Source organism: Sinorhizobium sp. GQ132, from assembly GCF_059758575.1.
The window spans coordinates 681,381-696,249 of the sequence record NZ_JCAXDX010000003.1; the positions used below are offsets into that span (position 1 = coordinate 681,381).

The 14,869-nt window shown below is 63.7% G+C and carries 12 protein-coding genes; 1 reads left to right on the forward strand and 11 read right to left on the reverse strand.

Translation table 11 applies throughout. The features are described 5' to 3' along the window. Window positions 1–133: 133 nt before the first annotated feature. From rpmG to AC6CIG_RS11570, 10 genes are all read right to left on the reverse strand, one after another. A complete protein-coding gene (gene rpmG / locus AC6CIG_RS11525) occupies window positions 134–301 on the reverse strand; it encodes a 50S ribosomal protein L33 (protein ID WP_003537640.1) in 168 nt (55 codons plus the stop codon). 94 nt (window positions 302–395) lie between these two features. Further along, window positions 396–1,580: an MFS transporter gene (locus AC6CIG_RS11530; protein ID WP_018094871.1), complete on the reverse strand. Its 1,185-nt coding sequence runs from the start codon at window positions 1,578–1,580 to the stop codon at window positions 396–398. 12 nt (window positions 1,581–1,592) lie between these two features. Continuing rightward, complete coding sequence (locus tag AC6CIG_RS11535; protein WP_437408987.1) at window positions 1,593–2,309, reverse strand: NUDIX hydrolase; 717 nt, start codon at window positions 2,307–2,309, stop codon at window positions 1,593–1,595. Next, window positions 2,306–2,761 (reverse strand): DUF983 domain-containing protein, encoded by a 456-nt coding sequence (locus AC6CIG_RS11540; protein ID WP_018094873.1) that lies wholly within the window; start codon window positions 2,759–2,761, stop codon window positions 2,306–2,308. Before AC6CIG_RS11540 ends, AC6CIG_RS11535 begins: the two co-directional genes overlap by 4 nt. A gap of 36 nt (window positions 2,762–2,797) precedes the next feature. Further along, complete coding sequence (gene rnr / locus AC6CIG_RS11545; RefSeq protein ID WP_437408988.1) at window positions 2,798–5,167, reverse strand: ribonuclease R; 2,370 nt, start codon at window positions 5,165–5,167, stop codon at window positions 2,798–2,800. A gap of 2 nt (window positions 5,168–5,169) precedes the next feature. Next, a complete protein-coding gene (gene topA / locus AC6CIG_RS11550) occupies window positions 5,170–7,854 on the reverse strand; it encodes a type I DNA topoisomerase (protein ID WP_020487473.1) in 2,685 nt (894 codons plus the stop codon). Between the two features lie 210 nt (window positions 7,855–8,064). Continuing rightward, the gene (dprA, locus tag AC6CIG_RS11555; RefSeq protein ID WP_127709256.1) at window positions 8,065–9,213 is read right to left on the reverse strand and encodes a DNA-processing protein DprA; all 1,149 of its coding nucleotides are present in this window, start codon (window positions 9,211–9,213) and stop codon (window positions 8,065–8,067) included. Further along, window positions 9,213–9,824, reverse strand: coding sequence for a glycerol-3-phosphate 1-O-acyltransferase PlsY (gene plsY, locus AC6CIG_RS11560; RefSeq protein ID WP_127709254.1), 612 nt, complete (start codon window positions 9,822–9,824; stop codon window positions 9,213–9,215). Before plsY ends, dprA begins: the two co-directional genes overlap by 1 nt. 29 nt (window positions 9,825–9,853) lie before the next feature. Continuing rightward, window positions 9,854–11,146 (reverse strand): dihydroorotase, encoded by a 1,293-nt coding sequence (locus AC6CIG_RS11565; protein WP_127709252.1) that lies wholly within the window; start codon window positions 11,144–11,146, stop codon window positions 9,854–9,856. Continuing rightward, entirely contained in the window at window positions 11,143–12,084 is a 942-nt protein-coding gene (locus AC6CIG_RS11570; RefSeq protein ID WP_003533035.1) for an aspartate carbamoyltransferase catalytic subunit, read from the reverse strand. Before AC6CIG_RS11570 ends, AC6CIG_RS11565 begins: the two co-directional genes overlap by 4 nt. A gap of 142 nt (window positions 12,085–12,226) precedes the next feature. On the opposite strand from AC6CIG_RS11570, the gene AC6CIG_RS11575 reads away from it, so the two are divergent. Then, window positions 12,227–13,879: an acyl-CoA dehydrogenase family protein gene (locus AC6CIG_RS11575; RefSeq protein ID WP_018094879.1), complete on the forward strand. Its 1,653-nt coding sequence runs from the start codon at window positions 12,227–12,229 to the stop codon at window positions 13,877–13,879. Here the strand turns inward: AC6CIG_RS11575 and AC6CIG_RS11580 are convergent. Then, on the reverse strand, window positions 13,861–14,796 hold the full coding sequence (locus AC6CIG_RS11580; protein WP_127709250.1) for an AEC family transporter: 936 nt from the start codon (window positions 14,794–14,796) through the stop codon (window positions 13,861–13,863). The two genes, AC6CIG_RS11575 and AC6CIG_RS11580, sit on opposite strands and share 19 nt — an antisense overlap. Window positions 14,797–14,869 lie beyond the last annotated feature (73 nt).

The following is a 14,869-nucleotide window of genomic DNA, read 5'->3' on the forward strand; positions in this document are numbered from 1 at the left end:
CCAGTCGACCCCCATTCGAAAACGCCGCTCCGAAAGAGGCGGCGTTTTCGCTTTGTCCGTCCCCTCGGGAGAAGGGCAAAGAAAAAGCGCCGGCCCTGCGGGCGGCGCTTCTGGATCGAAGAAAGCAGCGACCTTACTTGATCTTGGCTTCCTTGAATTCGACGTGCTTCTTCGCGACCGGATCGTATTTCGTCTTCGTCATCTTGTCGGTCATCGTGCGGCTGTTCTTGGTGGTGACGTAGAAGTAACCGGTGTCGGCCGTCGACAGCAGCTTGATCTTGATGGTGGTAGCTTTCGCCATGGTCGTCCTGCCTTTATGAAAAATTGAAAGCCGTGGACAACCTGTTGCGGGCCACGGTCAAGTTGCCGCGAAACTACAAATCACGATCGAAAAGTCAAGGCCGTTTTGGTTTCAAAACGATGCGGACCAGGGAAAGTACGACATAAAGCCCGAAGAAGCCGGCGATTGCCCAGGCAAATCCGTCATTGCCCGTCACATCCATGGCCGCCCCGATCACCTGCGGACCCGCTACCGTACCGACGGCGTAGGAAAACACGAAGGCGGCATTGGCGGCCGCAAGATCCGCTCCCTGGAGACGGGAGCCGAGGTGGCTGAGGCCGACCGTATAGAGACCGGAGACGCATCCGCCCCAGAACAGAAGAACAAGCGCCATCAGGAACCAGTTTTCGACCAGCATAGGCAGGAACAGGGCGCCCACGAACCCGATCAGGGTCAGCGCCGACAGGATCGTACGGCGGTCCTTCACGCGGTCGGAAAGCATGCCGAGGGGGATTTGAAAGATGAAATTGCCGACGCCCATGACCGTCAGCAGCAGCGCTGCCTGCGATTCGCTGAAGCCCGCGCGTGTCCCGAAGATTGGAAACAGGGAAAGGCCGCCATATTCCACTGCACCGAAGATAAAGACGGCGGCCGTCGCGGTCGGCACCAGCAAGACATAACGCATGAAATGGCGTTTCGGCTTTTCGTTCAGCACCGGACTTTCATTGCGCGCGAGAAAGATCGGAATCGCGGAAAGCAGGATGACGCCCGCGCCGACCGCGAAGGGCAGGAAGCCTTCGCTGCCCAGGATCGAGAAGAGCAGGGGACCGCTCGCGAAGCCGAGCGAGAGTACCGTGCCGTAGATCCCGAGCACGAAGCCGCGCCTGTTGGGGGGCGCGGTGGCGTTGATCCAGAACTCCGAAAGGATGAAGAGGACAGTGATCGCGCCGTGAAAGACGATGCGCAGGGGAAACCAGAGCCAGAAATTCGTGAGGTAGTAGAAACCGAGCGAGCTCGCCGCCGCAAACACTATTGCCAGCAGCATGGTCGGAGCGACGCCGTGACGATGGGCGAATTTCATGGTGAACGGCGCGGCGGCCATCGATGCGAGGCCGGCCATTGCCGCATTCAGCCCGTTCAGCGTGGGCGCTATGCCCCGCTTTTCCATGATGACGCTGAGCAGCGGGAGCCCCAGGCCGATCGCGATGCCGACGGCAGTGATCGACGCGAGCGCGGCGATCAATGAAGGCCAGTGGATTTCGTCAACCGGTCCTGACGTACCGGGCGGCGGCTTCGACATGCGACAGGGCCCTCAGAGAAGCGTACGGTGAAAGCGCCCATGGCGCGTAAAATAAAATGGAACGGTTCTTTCAGGCGGGAGCGAAGGATCCGATTCGAGACCGTTTCTCAGATCCGAGAGGATGATCGCGGTGATCTCCGGCACGCGAAGCGCGGAAAAGTCGTTGACATCGATCCATTGCAAATCCTGAAGCTCCCGGCTTTCCGCCACCAGTGAGGGATCGATCTCGGCCTCGTCCGCGAAAACGGCAAAGAACCGCGTGTCAAATCGCCTCGGCAGTCCCGGAGGAGTAATGGCCCGCGCCATATAGCGCAAATTCGAAAGATCGGGAAGAAACGGAAGCGCCGAGCCTTGGCGCTCGTGCGTCCGGCCGAGGCTTATTCCGGCTTCTTCGTAGAGTTCCCTCGCGGCCGCAAGTGCTAGCGCGCGTGCGCGAGCCACCGTGATCGCCCGCCCTTCGCCTGCCCTGAGGGATCGCAGAACCGCCGGATGAAGATCGCCGTCAAATCTCAGGCGGTGGTCGCCGGGATCGCGGCGTCCACCCGGGAAGACGTAAAGGTCCGGCATGAAGACGTGGGCGCTGTGGCGTTTGCCCATCAACACGCGAATGCCCGTGCCCGATCTGTCGAGAAGCATGATGGAGGCCGCATCGCGCGTCCTGACCGTCGGACAACTCTCCGCTTCGGCGTCGAGTGCGAAAGCGCGGCCGCCAAGCCGCTCCGGGGTCATGCCGAAGGATCTCGCGGCGGAAGCACGTCTTCAGGCAGATCGTCGTGACCGCCGAAACCGTGCATTCTCAAAGCCCACTGCAGGCCGATGACCGCGCCCTTGACCGGCTGCATCAGGGCGAGCGAACTGGCAAGCGTAACCGGCGCCCATATCGCGAGATGCTGCCATGTCGTAAGCGGCAGCACGAGATCGGTCATCATATAACCGCCGAGCACGGCATGGCCGACAATCGTGACGACGATATAGGGCGGGAAATCGTCGGCGCGGTGGTGATCCATGCGTTCGCCGCAAGCGTCGCAGGCGTCCACCGATTTAAGGAAGGCGCGGAACAGCCGGCCGCGGCCGCAGGCCGGACAGGATCCGAAAAGGCCACGCTTGATCGAGCGGCCGACAGGCCTTTTGTCGCCCTCCGCTCCGCCGAGCTGAAGCATGTCTGTCGCCGTTGCCTTCATGTCCAATCCTCGTGCCGGACGTCGCGCGTCCGGCTGTCAGTGCCTGCCGCGGGGCGGCCGCGTCCCCGGCCGTTTGCGCGCGCCCGTCCGGTCGCGGCGGCCGGCCTTGTGGAAGGAGCGCATTGCCGTCGGCATCTTTCGTCCCTCGCTCAGCATTTCGAAGCGGAGTGCACCGGCCAACGGCACCGCTTCGACAAGCTTGACCTGCACCGGGTCCCCGAGACGGTAGCCCAGCCCGGACTTCTCGCCGGAAAGGGCCTGATGCGCTTCATCATAGATGAAATAGTCGCGCCCGAGCGTAGATATAGGGATGAATCCGTCGGCGCCATAGGCGGGGAGAGTGACAAATAGTCCCGCCTTGGTGACGCCGGAAACCCGTCCGTCGAACTCTTCGCCGACGCGGCCGTTCAGATGATGGGCGATCAGGCGATCGACGGTATCGCGTTCAGCCGCCATGGCGCGCCGCTCGAAGGTCGAGATTTCGGCGGCGATATCGTCGAGCGTCGCTTCTTCCTCGGGCATGATGCCGCCTTCGCCGAGCCCGAGCGCGGAAACGAGCGCGCGGTGTACGATCAGATCCGCGTAGCGCCGGATCGGCGAGGTGAAGTGGGCGTAGCGCAACAGGTTCAGGCCGAAATGACCGATATTTTCCGGGCTGTAGATCGCCTGGCTTTGCGAGCGCAGCACCATCTGGTTCACGATCGTCTCGTAAGGTTTTCCGTCGGCCTTGGCGAGAATCCCGTTGAAATGGTTCGCCCGCATGTTGCCACCTTTGGCGAGCGCGATCTCGAGTGTCGCCAGGAATTCGCGAAGGCTCTCCTGCTTGGCGAGCGAGGGTTGGTCGTGGACACGATAGATCAGAACCTGACGTTTCTGTTCCAGCGTCTCGGCGGCGGCGACATTCGCCTGTATCATCATCTCTTCGATGAGCTTGTGCGCATCGAGGCGTTCCGGCACGAACACCCGATCGACCGTTCCGTCCGGTTTCAGGATGATTTTGCGCTCCGGCACGTCGAGTTCGAGCGGCTGACGGCGCTCCCTTCCGCGTGTGAGGATACGATAGGCGTCCCAGAGCGGTTTGAGGATCGTATCCAGTATGGGGCCGGTCTTGTCGTCGGGAGCACCGTCGATCGCGGTCTGCGCCTGTTGGTACGAGAGCTTGGCCGCGCTCCGCATCATGATGCGGTGAAACGTATGGCCGGCCTTGCGGCCTTCCTTGGAAAAGCGCATCCGGACCGCAAGCGCCGGGCGGTCGACGCCTTCCTTCAGCGAGCAGAGGTCGTTGGATATGCGCTCGGGCAGCATCGGTACGACCCGGTCCGGAAAATAGACCGAGTTGCCGCGTTTCAACGCCTCGAGATCGAGCGCCGAGCGTGCCCGGACGTACCAGGAGACGTCGGCGATCGCGACGGTGACGATGACGCCGCCTGGATTGTCCGGCGACGGATCCGGCTCCGCGTAGACCGCGTCGTCGTGATCCTTGGCGTCTGCCGGGTCTATGGTGATGAGCGGCAGGGTGCGCCAATCCTCGCGATGGGCCATTGTTGCAGGACGCGCGGCTTCCGCCTCCTGCAACACCCTCTCCGGAAAGACGTGCGGAATACCATGCGCATGGATGGCGATCATCGAGATCGCCTTTTCGGATGCGACCGAGCCGATGACGTTCTGCACCTGCGCGCGCGGCAGACCGTAGCGGCCGATCCGCGAGAGATGCGCTTCGACGAGATCGCCTTCCTTGGCGTCGCCGGTGAAGTCCGGATCGATGAGAAGTTCCTCGCCGCGCTTGTCGATCGGCATCAGTCGGCCGCCACCGCCCGGCGTGGCGCGGAAGACGCCGAGCACCGCGTCCTTGCGCTTGTCGAGCACCTTGATGATACGCGCGGTATAGGCGGGGCCGCCACGTTCCTTGGCCGGGAAAATCTTTGCGAGCACCCGGTCGCCGAGACCGCCTACGGGCGTCTTGCCCTTGGCCCTGGCGACGCTTGATTGCTTGATCAGGACTGCGGGCGCGACGCCGTCGTCGTCGAGCCACTCGGCCGGGCGGCCGATCAGGTCGCCATCGACATCGCGAATGGTAATGTCAAGAACGGTGACGGGCGGGAGCCCGCCGGGGCGAACGAGCGACTTGCGCTTCTTGTCGAGGAGTCCGTCCTCCTCGAGCGAGCGCAGCAATCCCTTGAGTTCTACCCGTGCTTCGCCCTTCAGGCCGAACGCCTTGGCGATATCGCGCTTCGAGGCGTGTTGCGGGTTCTCGGCGATGAAGCGCATCAGCACCTCGCGGGAAGGAACGACGCCGTGAACGATCGTCTCCTTTTCTCCGGCCGGTGCCGTCCTGGCCGCGCGGCCGGACTTCTTGCCTGCGCCCTTTGCGGGCGTTTCGGTCGGGTCGCGCGGAATCCTGGTCAAAGTCAGTCCTTCTTGGCCTTCGCGGCCGCTTTCGTTTTCGTCTTCGTTGCTGATTTCGGCTTCTCCGCTTTCGCGGTTCCGGCCGATGCAGCCTTGGCAGACTTCGCTCCTGCCGATTTTCCTGCGGCCGATTTTCCCTTTGCCGCCTTGCCCTTGGTCACGCCGCCCTTCGCTTCGCGTTCGGCGATGAGCGCAAGCGCCTCCTCGACCGTCACCGATTGCGGGTCCTTGCCCCTCGGCAGCGTGGCATTCACCTTGCCCCAGTTGACATAGGGTCCGAAGCGTCCGTCGCGAACAGTAATCGCGCCGCCGTCCGGATGTTCCCCAAGCTCCTTGAGGGCCGCCGCGGCAGTGCGACCGCCGCCGGCGCCCTTGGACTGCTTGTCGGCGAGGACGGAAATCGCGCGGTTCAGACCGATCGAGAAGACGTCTTCGACCGACTCCAGATTGGCATAGGTACCGTTGTGAAGCACGAAGGGGCCATAACGGCCGATGCCGGTGGAGATCATCTTTCCACTTTCCGGATGCGGCCCGATGTCGCGCGGCAAGGAGAGAAGAGCCAGGGCCTTCTCATGATCGATCGTTGCAGGCGTCCAGCCCTTCGGCAGGCTGGCACGCTTCGCCTCCTTGCCGTCGCCGCGCTGGACATAGGGGCCGAAGCGGCCGTTGCGCAGCGTGATCTCCTCGCCGGTATGCGGATCCTTGCCGAGGCTTTGCGGCTCGTTCGCTGCGGCTGCTTCGGCGTCACCGCTGCTGTCGGAGGAGAGTTGCCGCGTGTAGTTGCATTCCGGGTAGTTGGAGCATCCGACGAAAGCGCCGTACTTTCCGAGTTTCAGGGACAGTTTGCCGGTGCCGCAGACCTGACAAAGGCGCGGGTCGCCGCCATCTTCCCGCTTCGGGAACACGAGCGGTGCCAATTCCTCGTTGAGCGCATCGAGCACGTTGGTGACGCGCAGTTCCTTGGTGTCCTCGATCTGGGAGAAGAAGTCCTTCCAGAAGTCGCGCAGCACGTCCTTCCAGTTGAGCTCGCCCGCCGAAATCTGGTCCAGTTTCTCCTCGAGCGATGCGGTGAAGTCATATTCGACATAGCGGGTGAAGAAGCTTTCGAGGAACGCCGTGACCAGACGGCCCTTCGCCTGCGGCACCAGCTTGCGCTTGTCGATTTCCACATAGTCGCGGTCGATGAGGGTCGTGACGGTCGCCGCATAGGTGGACGGACGGCCGATGCCGAGCTCTTCCATCTTCTTGATGAGCGTCGCTTCCGAATAGCGCGGCGGCGGCTCGGTGAAGTGCTGGCTGGCGTTGATCTTCTGCTTGGCAAGATTTTCGCGCGCGTTGATTTCCGGAAGGCGGCCGCCCTCGTCGCCGTCATCCGACTGCTCGCCGTCTTCCTTCATGTCGGTATAGGCTGCGATGAAGCCGTCGAAGCGGATGACCGAACCGGTTGCCCTGAGGCCCGCCTTCTTGCCGGCATTGTCGGCAACGATCTCGGCGGTGGTGCGCTCGATCTCCGCAGATGCCATCTGGCTCGCGATGCCGCGCTTCCAGACGAGATCGTAGAGTCTGAGCATGTCGCCGTCGAGGAAGCGCCGAACCTGGTCCGGCGTGCGGTCGAAATCCGTCGGGCGAATGGCCTCGTGCGCTTCCTGGGCGTTCTTTGCCTTGGTGGAATAGAAGCGCGGCTTTTCCGGAAGATAGCGCTCTCCGAACTGGCTGCCGATCGCCTGGCGCGCGGCGGCGATCGCTTCCGGCGCCATCTGCACGCCGTCCGTACGCATATAGGTGATGAGACCTACGGTTTCTCCGCCGATATCGACGCCTTCATAGAGCTTCTGCGCAACCTGCATGGTGCGCGATGCCGAGAAGCCGAGTTTCGAGGAGGCGGCCTGCTGCAGCGTCGAAGTGGTGAAGGGCGGGGAGGGGTTGCGCTTGACCGGCTTTGCCTCGACGCTCTCTACCACGTAGCTCGCGCCGTCGAGCAGGGACTTCAACCGGTTGGCTTCCTCGCCATTGCCGATCGCCTTCGGCGGCAGCCGCTTGCCGTCGGCCGAAACGAGGCGCGCTTCGAATTCGTCGCCGCGCGGCGTCTTCAGAAGCGCCGAGATGTTCCAGTATTCTTCGGTGACGAAGCGCTCGATTTCCGCCTCGCGGTCACAGACGAGGCGCAGCGCCACCGATTGCACGCGGCCCGCGGAGCGTGCGCCCGGCAGCTTGCGCCAGAGCACGGGCGAAAGATTGAAGCCGACGAGGTAGTCGAGAGCGCGGCGTGCGAGATATGCGTCGACCAGCGAGGCATCGATGTCGCGGGGTTCGGCCATCGCATCGAGCACGGCCTTCTTGGTGATCGCATTGAAGACGACGCGCTTGACCGGTTTGTCGCCGATGACCTTCTTCTTCCTGAGAAGGTCGAGCACATGCCAGGAGATCGCCTCGCCCTCGCGGTCGGGGTCGGTTGCGAGAATGAGACCGTCGGACGATTTCACCGCATCGGCGATGTCCTTCATCCGCTTGGCGGAGGCGCCGTCGACCTCCCAGGACATCTCGAAGTCTTCGTCGGGGCGAACCGATCCGTCCTTGGCAGGCAGGTCACGCACATGGCCGAACGAGGCAAGCACCTTGTAGCCTGGGCCCAGGTACTTGTTGATCGTCTTGGCCTTGGAAGGCGATTCCACCACTACAACATTCATCGACATTCTCTGAGACAACTTGTTTGGCGACCCTGCGCGCCAATACCGACGCCACGACATGGACAGGGATTCGGGCGCGGTCAAGGGGTTTGATCGAAAATAGCTATATCGCGCTCGACCGCAACCAAGCGGCAACATTCGATTCGGCTCAACCGGTGGTCGTCTTTCTTGCCGTTGTCTTTGGGGCGGCGGAGCGGCGGATCCTGGCCGTCATTCGGCGGTCGCAAGCGATACGAGATTGCCTCCGTGCCGGCAGAGCTGACCGGCAAGATCCAGTTCGACGAGCACCATATGGATCTGCGGTGCGGCAAGCCCCGTATATCGAATGAGATCGTCGATCTCGACTGGGGTCGGCCCCAGAGCCTGGACGACGCGCGCGCGATCGGTGTCGTCCGGGGCCGGCGGCGTCGATCGCGGTTCCTCGATACCCGGTTCCTTCAGGTCCAGCCGCGAGAAAAGATCGTCGCGGCTGAGAGGCGCCAGTGCCTCGATCACGTCCGCCGAAGAGGTCGTGACGGTCGCGCCCTGTTTCAAGAGGTCGTTGGTGCCGTGACAGCGCGGATCGAGAGGCGACCCGGGCACGGCAAAGACCAGCCGGCCGAAATCGGCGGCGTAACGCGCAGTGATCAGTGACCCTGAGCGGCTCGCGGCCTCGACGATCGCAACACCGAGGCTGATGCCCGCGACGAGCCGGTTCCGCCTCGGGAAATCCCGGGCGCGCGGTTCCCAGCCGAAGGGCATCTCGCTGACCGCCAGCCCCTCGCCGGAGACGATTTCCTGCAGCAGGCCGAGATTTTCCGGCGGGTAGGGGCGGTCGAGGCCACCCGCGAGCACGGCGATCGTGCCTGTCCGCAGACTGGCGCGGTGGGCGGCGGTGTCGATGCCGCGGGCGAGCCCTGATGTAATGACATAGCCGGCAGCTCCGGCGTCGCGGGCGATCATCGCCGCGAACTTCGCGCCGCTGACCGAGGCATTGCGTGAACCGACGATCCCAAGCGAGGGGCGGGCCGCCGCCTTCAAATTGCCCTTCGTCGCGAGAAGCGGCGGGGCGCCGTCGATCTGTCTGAGCGCATCCGGGTAATCGGGCTCGCCAATGCCCACGAACACGGCGCCGAACCGGTGTGCGGCCTCGAGTTCTCGCTCGGCTTCGTCCACCGTGGCGACGCGGAAGGACCGGTCCACCCCGCCACGACGCGAAAGTTCCGGCAGCGCCTCGAGCGCCGCCTCTGCAGTGCCGAAATGGCTGATCAGATCGCGGAAGGTTGCGGGGCCGACATTGTCGCTTCGGATCAGCCGCAACCATGCGATTTTCTGCCGTTCGCTCAGCGCCATCCCGGCACGTCGAGCGCCCGGCGGCATCAGCCCTTTTCTCCGATCCGGCTTTCGGTGCCGCTCAGAAGGCGCTGGATGTTGGCGCGGTGCTTGATCCAGGCGATGGCCGTCATGACCGCGAAGAGCACGGCCACCTTGCCGTGGCCGGCTGCATAGAGCGCGATGGGGACGACAGCGGTAGCGACGAGCGCCGACAGGGATGAGTAGCGCGTGATCTTTGCCATTGCCAGCCAGATGACGGCGAAGAGGAGCACCATCACCGGCACGAGGCCGAGCAGCACGCCGATATAGGTGGCAACGCCCTTGCCGCCCCGGAACGAAAGCCAGACCGGAAACAAGTGCCCGATAAAGGCGGCAAAACCGGCGGCGATGCCCGCTTCGACACCCCAGTAGGATGCGACCGCCGCGGCAGCCGTGCCCTTCAGGGCATCCAGCAGCAGCGTCGTGGCGGCAAGCTTCTTGTTGCCGGTTCTGAGCACGTTCGTCGCGCCGATATTGCCGGAGCCGATCTTGCGTACGTCACCGAGGCCGGCCATCCGCGTCAGGATGAGGCCGAACGGGATCGAGCCCAGCAGATAACCGAAAACAAGGCATGCGAGCGTCGAAGGCAGCCCCAACTGCCAGGAAAACATGTCCACCGGTCCCCCCTTCCGCTGACCCGCGCCGGTTATGCCGAATGCACGAGTTCGCCCGCAACATAGGTTTGGACGACCCGTCCGGTAAAGCGTGCATTTTCGAAAGGCGTGTTCTTGGAGCGTGAGACGAGTGTCTCCTTGTGGAGAACCCAAGGCTCGTCAAGGTCGATGACGGCGATGTCGGCCCGGGCGCCGGGCTTCAGCGTGCCGGCATCCAGGCCGAAGATCACGGCCGGGCGGGTGGACAGAGCATCGATCAGCCGCATCAGCGGCACTTCGCCGCTGTGGTAGAGCCGCAGCGCCGCTGCCGCCAGTGTTTCGAGACCGATCGCCCCGTCCGCCGCATCCGCGAAGGGCAGGCGCTTGGTGTCGACATCCTGGGGATCATGGGACGAGACGATGATATCGATCGTTCCGTCGGCCAGCGCCTCGACCATTGCGACGCGATCGTCCTCGGTGCGCAAAGGCGGCGAGAGTTTGAAGAAAGTCCTGTACTCGCCGATGTCGTTCTCGTTCAGAGTCAGGTGATTGATCGAGATCCCGCAGGTGACGTTGGTGCCGTTCTCGCGGGCGATGCGAATGGTCTCGGCCGATTCGGGAACGGAGATTTCGGCTGCGTGATAGGCCGCACGCGTAAGGCCGGCGATGCGCAGGTCGCGTTCGAGCGGAATGATCTCGGCTTCGCGCGGAACGCCGGGAAGGCCGAGCCAACTCGCCAGCAGTCCTTCATTCATGACGCCGTTGGCGCCGAGATACTTATCTCGGGTCTCGAGCGCGACGACGGCACCGAACTCGCGCGCGTAGGTCATCGCGCGGCGAAGCACGAGCGTATCGTGCACCGGCTGTCGCCCATTGGTGAAGCAGACGGCGCCCGCATCGCGAAGCAGCCCGATCTCGGTCATCTCCTGGCCGAGCAGTCCCTTGGTCAGGGCCGCCGCCGGATGCACGTTGACGAGCGCCTTGTCGCGCGCGGTCTTCTGCACGAATTCGACCAGCGCCATATCGTCGATCACCGGATCGGTGTCCGGCATGGCGATGAAAGAAGTGACGCCGCCGGTCGCCGCGGCACGCGAGGCCGACTCGATCGTCTCGCGATGTTCGCTGCCCGGTTCGCCGACGAAGACGCGCGCATCGACCAGGCCCGGAACGGCGGTGAGACCGGCGCAGTCCTTGACGAAGGCGCCCGCAGGTACGCCCTGGTTCTGCGCATCCTTCCCCGCCGCGAGGATACGGCCGTCGTCCCCGACGATGATGGTGCCGGTTTCGTCGAGGTTCCGAGAAGGATCGACGATGCGGAGGTTCTGCAGAACGAGTGGTCTGGTCATAGGCGCGGCCCCTGGTTCTGGGAGAGAAGCAATGTTTCCATCACGGCCATGCGCACGGCGACGCCCATCTCGACCTGCTGTTCGATCACGCTTTGCGGCCCGTCGGCGATCTCCGAGGCGATCTCGACGCCGCGGTTCATCGGCCCCGGATGCATGACGAGCGCGTCGTCCTTCGCGACCTTGAGCTTCTCGGCGTCCAGCCCGTAGTAATGAAAGTATTCGCGCACCGAAGGCACGAATGAGCCGGCCATGCGCTCGCGCTGGAGCCTCAGCATCATCACCACGTCCGCATCCTTGAGGCCCTCGGCCATGGAGTGGTAGACCTCGGCGCCCATCTCGGCGATGCCGGCGGGAAGCAGCGTCGCCGGCGCGACGACCCGCACACGGGCGCCCATCTGGTTCAAAAGCAGGATGTTGGAGCGGGCGACGCGCGAGTGGAGAACGTCGCCGCAGATCGCCACGATGATCCGCGAGAGCTTGCCTTTAGCGCGCCGGATCGTCAGCGCGTCGAGCAGCGCCTGAGTCGGGTGTTCGTGCTGGCCGTCGCCGGCGTTGACGACCGAGCAGGAGACCTTCTGGGCAAGCAGCGAGGCGGCCCCGGCCGACGAGTGGCGAACGACCAGCACGTCCGGGTGCATGGCGTTCAGCGTCATCGCCGTATCGATCAGCGTCTCGCCTTTCTTCACCGAGGAATTGCCGACGGACATGTTCATGACGTCGGCGCCGAGCCGCTTTCCGGCGAGCTCGAATGAAGACTGGGTCCGGGTCGAGGCTTCGAAGAACAGATTGATCTGCGTGAGCCCGCGCAGCGAGGAGGTCTTTTTCTCCCTCTGTCGAGAGATCTTGACGGCCTCGTCGGCGCGATCGAGCAGGAGCGTGATATCCTGTTCCGTCAGCCCCTTGATGCCGAGCAGGTGGCGATGCGGGAAGGTGATCATGGGCCGCCCTTGCATTTCTGGAATTCGGTCGCTCTATAGAACGTGGACCCCGGCGCGGCAAGCGGCGCGCCGCCCGTTCCGAAGAAAACTTGGGCCGACAGAATTGTTTCCATTTAGACAGGAAAGGCTCTAAAACCGGCCCATGAATCAGATGAACCGGACAGAACAGAAACTTGCAGAACTGAACCAGCCAAAGCCCTGGTCCGGTGTCAACGCCTTTCGCTCCGACCCGCTGGTGGTCGACATCACGTCCAGCATGCCGAAGACGCTGCGCGACGAGTTCGATGGGCTTGGGCGCTATGTGACTTCGCCCGAGGCGCAGGAACTGGCCCGGATGGCCAATGAAGGCGTGCCGAAGCTGAAGACGCACGGGCCGCGCGGCGAGCGCCTTGACGTCGTCGAGTTCCATCCCGCCTGGCATGCGCTGATGCGCCGATCCATGACGACCGGCCTGCATTCTTCCGCCTGGGAGAACCTGCCCGATGAGCGTGGCCGCTCGCACAAGGTAAGGGCGATCCGCTTCTATCTGACCGCGCAGCTCGAATGCGGCCATCTCTGCCCGCTGACGATGACGAGTGCCTCGGTCGCGGCGATTACCGCTTCCCCCGCCGTTCAGAAGGAATGGGCGCCGAAGATACTCTCGCGCAAATATGATTCGTCCAATCGGCCGTGGATGCAGAAATCCGCGGTCACGATCGGCATGGGCATGACCGAGAAGCAGGGCGGCACGGACGTGCGCGCCAATACCTCCACGGCCGAACGGGTGGGGGAGGGCATTTATCGCCTCACCGGACACAAATGGTTCATGTCCGCGCCGATGAGCGACGCTTTCGTGATGCTGGCACAGACCCGGGAGGGGCTCGGCTGCTTCCTGGTCCCACGGCTGCTGGAGGACGGTGGGGCCAACGGCCTGCGTTTCCAGCGCCTGAAGGACAAGCTGGGCAACCGTTCCAATGCGTCCTCCGAGGTCGAGTTTTCCGACACTTTCGGTTTCCTGCTCGGTACGCCGGATGCCGGTATCCGTACGATTCTGGACATGGTGACGCTGACCCGGCTCGACTGCGCGCTGGCCTCGGCCGGCATGATGCGCGCATCGCTCGCCGAAGCCGTCCATCATACCCGCGGCCGCAAGGTTTTCGGCAAAGCGCTTGTCAGCCAGCCGATGATGACCAGAGTGCTCGCCGACATGGCCCTGGATGTCGCGGCCGCAAGCGCGCTGTCGTTCCGCCTGGCGGAAGCCTTCGATAATGCCCATGGCAGCGCCGAGGATGCCGCTTATGCCCGCATCATGACGCCGGTCGCGAAATACTGGTGCTGCAAGATCGCCCCCGCGCTGATCTACGAGGCCATGGAGTGCATGGGCGGCAACGGCTATGTCGAGGAGCGGGCGCTTGCGCGCCACTACCGCGAAGCGCCGGTCAATGCGATCTGGGAAGGCTCCGGCAACGTTATGGCGCTCGACGTCCTGCGGGTGCTCGGGCGCCGCAAGGAACTGTTCGAGCAGCTCTTCGCAACGATCGGCCGCGATCTGGGTCCCGCCGGGCGCAAGACGATCGAGGTACTGCGTGCCGCCATGTCGCTCTGCGAGCGTGACGAGGGCGCGGCACGCATGCTGGTCGAGCAACTGGCGCTGGCGGCGGCTGCTGCCGAACTCTACAGGCTCGGGGCCGGGCGCATCGCCGATGCGTTTCTGGAATCGCGCCTGGCCGCCGGCTGGCGCTCGACTTACGGCATGCTCGATTCGCGCTTCGATTCGGCCTATGTCCTGGACCTGCTCTATCCGGCGGCGACATAGCCCGTAACGAAGAGCACGAGCGGTATCGTCAGGAAGGAGGCCGCCGTCTGGATCGTGGCGACGGAGGCGTAAAGCTCCGCGTCACCCCCCATCTGTTTGGCCAGAAGATAGCCGTTCATGGCGGTGGGGACGGCCGCACCCACGGCGATGACCAGCAGGGCATCCCCCCGGATGCCGAGAAGCGCGCTGCCGCCCACCATGAACAGCGGCATGACGATCAGCTTGAGCACGACCGCGAAGAGGGCTGGGATGCTCGGGCTCAGGGCGTCGGCGACCTTGAGGCCGGCCCCGACCAGGATCAGCCCAAGCCCGAGCGAAGCGCTCGCCAGCATGTCGACCGCCGTCATCACCGGCTCATAGAGTTCGATGCCCGTCAAGTTGAACAATATCCCGAGCGCCGACGAGATGATCAGGGGATTGGTGATGATCTTCAAAAAGAAAAAACCGATGCCACGGCTGCCGCCGCCGAACCAGGTCAGAACGGCGATATTGTAGAAATTGATCGGGATGATGAGCAGTGCCATGACGAGGGCCGTCAGGCTGAGTCCAACCGCGCCGAAGAGTTTTTCAGCGACCGCCAGTGCAATGAAGGCATTCCATCGCGTGGCCGTCTGGAAGACCGACGTGAAGGTGGGGCCCGAAATGCCGCTTCGACGCAGCAGAGGCCAGGCCGAGAGGAGGGCGGCCGACATCAATGTCACGCTGCCGACCGTAGCGACGGCCGTCGCATCGGCCTCGAGTCCGGCCAAGTCCGCCTTCGCCAGCGTCGAGAAGAGCAGCGCGGGAAAGAGAAAATAATAGCCGAACTGCTCGAGCCCGATCCATAGCCCCTGGTCGACAAGCGTAGAGCGTCGGAGCGCGACACCAAGGAGCACGAGCAGGAAGACGGGCAGAATGCTTTCGAAGACGATGGTCATCAGGGCTCCAGGCAGGTTCAAGCACGTAGCGCCGCGCATTCTTATGAGGTGCGCAGAACTCGCTGTAGGCCGC

What these genes read in the sequence shown, in the direction of transcription:
- AC6CIG_RS11580 (WP_127709250.1), bottom strand. Translation starts at nt 14,796, where the DNA reads ATGACCATCGTCTTCGAAAGCATTCTGCCCGTCTTCCTGCTCGTGCTC.
- AC6CIG_RS11535 (WP_437408987.1), bottom strand. Translation starts at nt 2,309, where the DNA reads ATGACCCCGGAGCGGCTTGGCGGCCGCGCTTTCGCACTCGACGCCGAA.
- rpmG (WP_003537640.1), bottom strand. Translation starts at nt 301, where the DNA reads ATGGCGAAAGCTACCACCATCAAGATCAAGCTGCTGTCGACGGCCGAC.
- dprA (WP_127709256.1), bottom strand. Translation starts at nt 9,213, where the DNA reads ATGCCGCCGGGCGCTCGACGTGCCGGGATGGCGCTGAGCGAACGGCAG.
- AC6CIG_RS11570 (WP_003533035.1), bottom strand. Translation starts at nt 12,084, where the DNA reads ATGATCACCTTCCCGCATCGCCACCTGCTCGGCATCAAGGGGCTGACG.
- AC6CIG_RS11565 (WP_127709252.1), bottom strand. Translation starts at nt 11,146, where the DNA reads ATGACCAGACCACTCGTTCTGCAGAACCTCCGCATCGTCGATCCTTCT.
- AC6CIG_RS11540 (WP_018094873.1), bottom strand. Translation starts at nt 2,761, where the DNA reads ATGAAGGCAACGGCGACAGACATGCTTCAGCTCGGCGGAGCGGAGGGC.
- AC6CIG_RS11575 (WP_018094879.1), top strand. Translation starts at nt 12,227, where the DNA reads ATGAATCAGATGAACCGGACAGAACAGAAACTTGCAGAACTGAACCAG.
- AC6CIG_RS11530 (WP_018094871.1), bottom strand. Translation starts at nt 1,580, where the DNA reads ATGTCGAAGCCGCCGCCCGGTACGTCAGGACCGGTTGACGAAATCCAC.
- topA (WP_020487473.1), bottom strand. Translation starts at nt 7,854, where the DNA reads ATGAATGTTGTAGTGGTGGAATCGCCTTCCAAGGCCAAGACGATCAAC.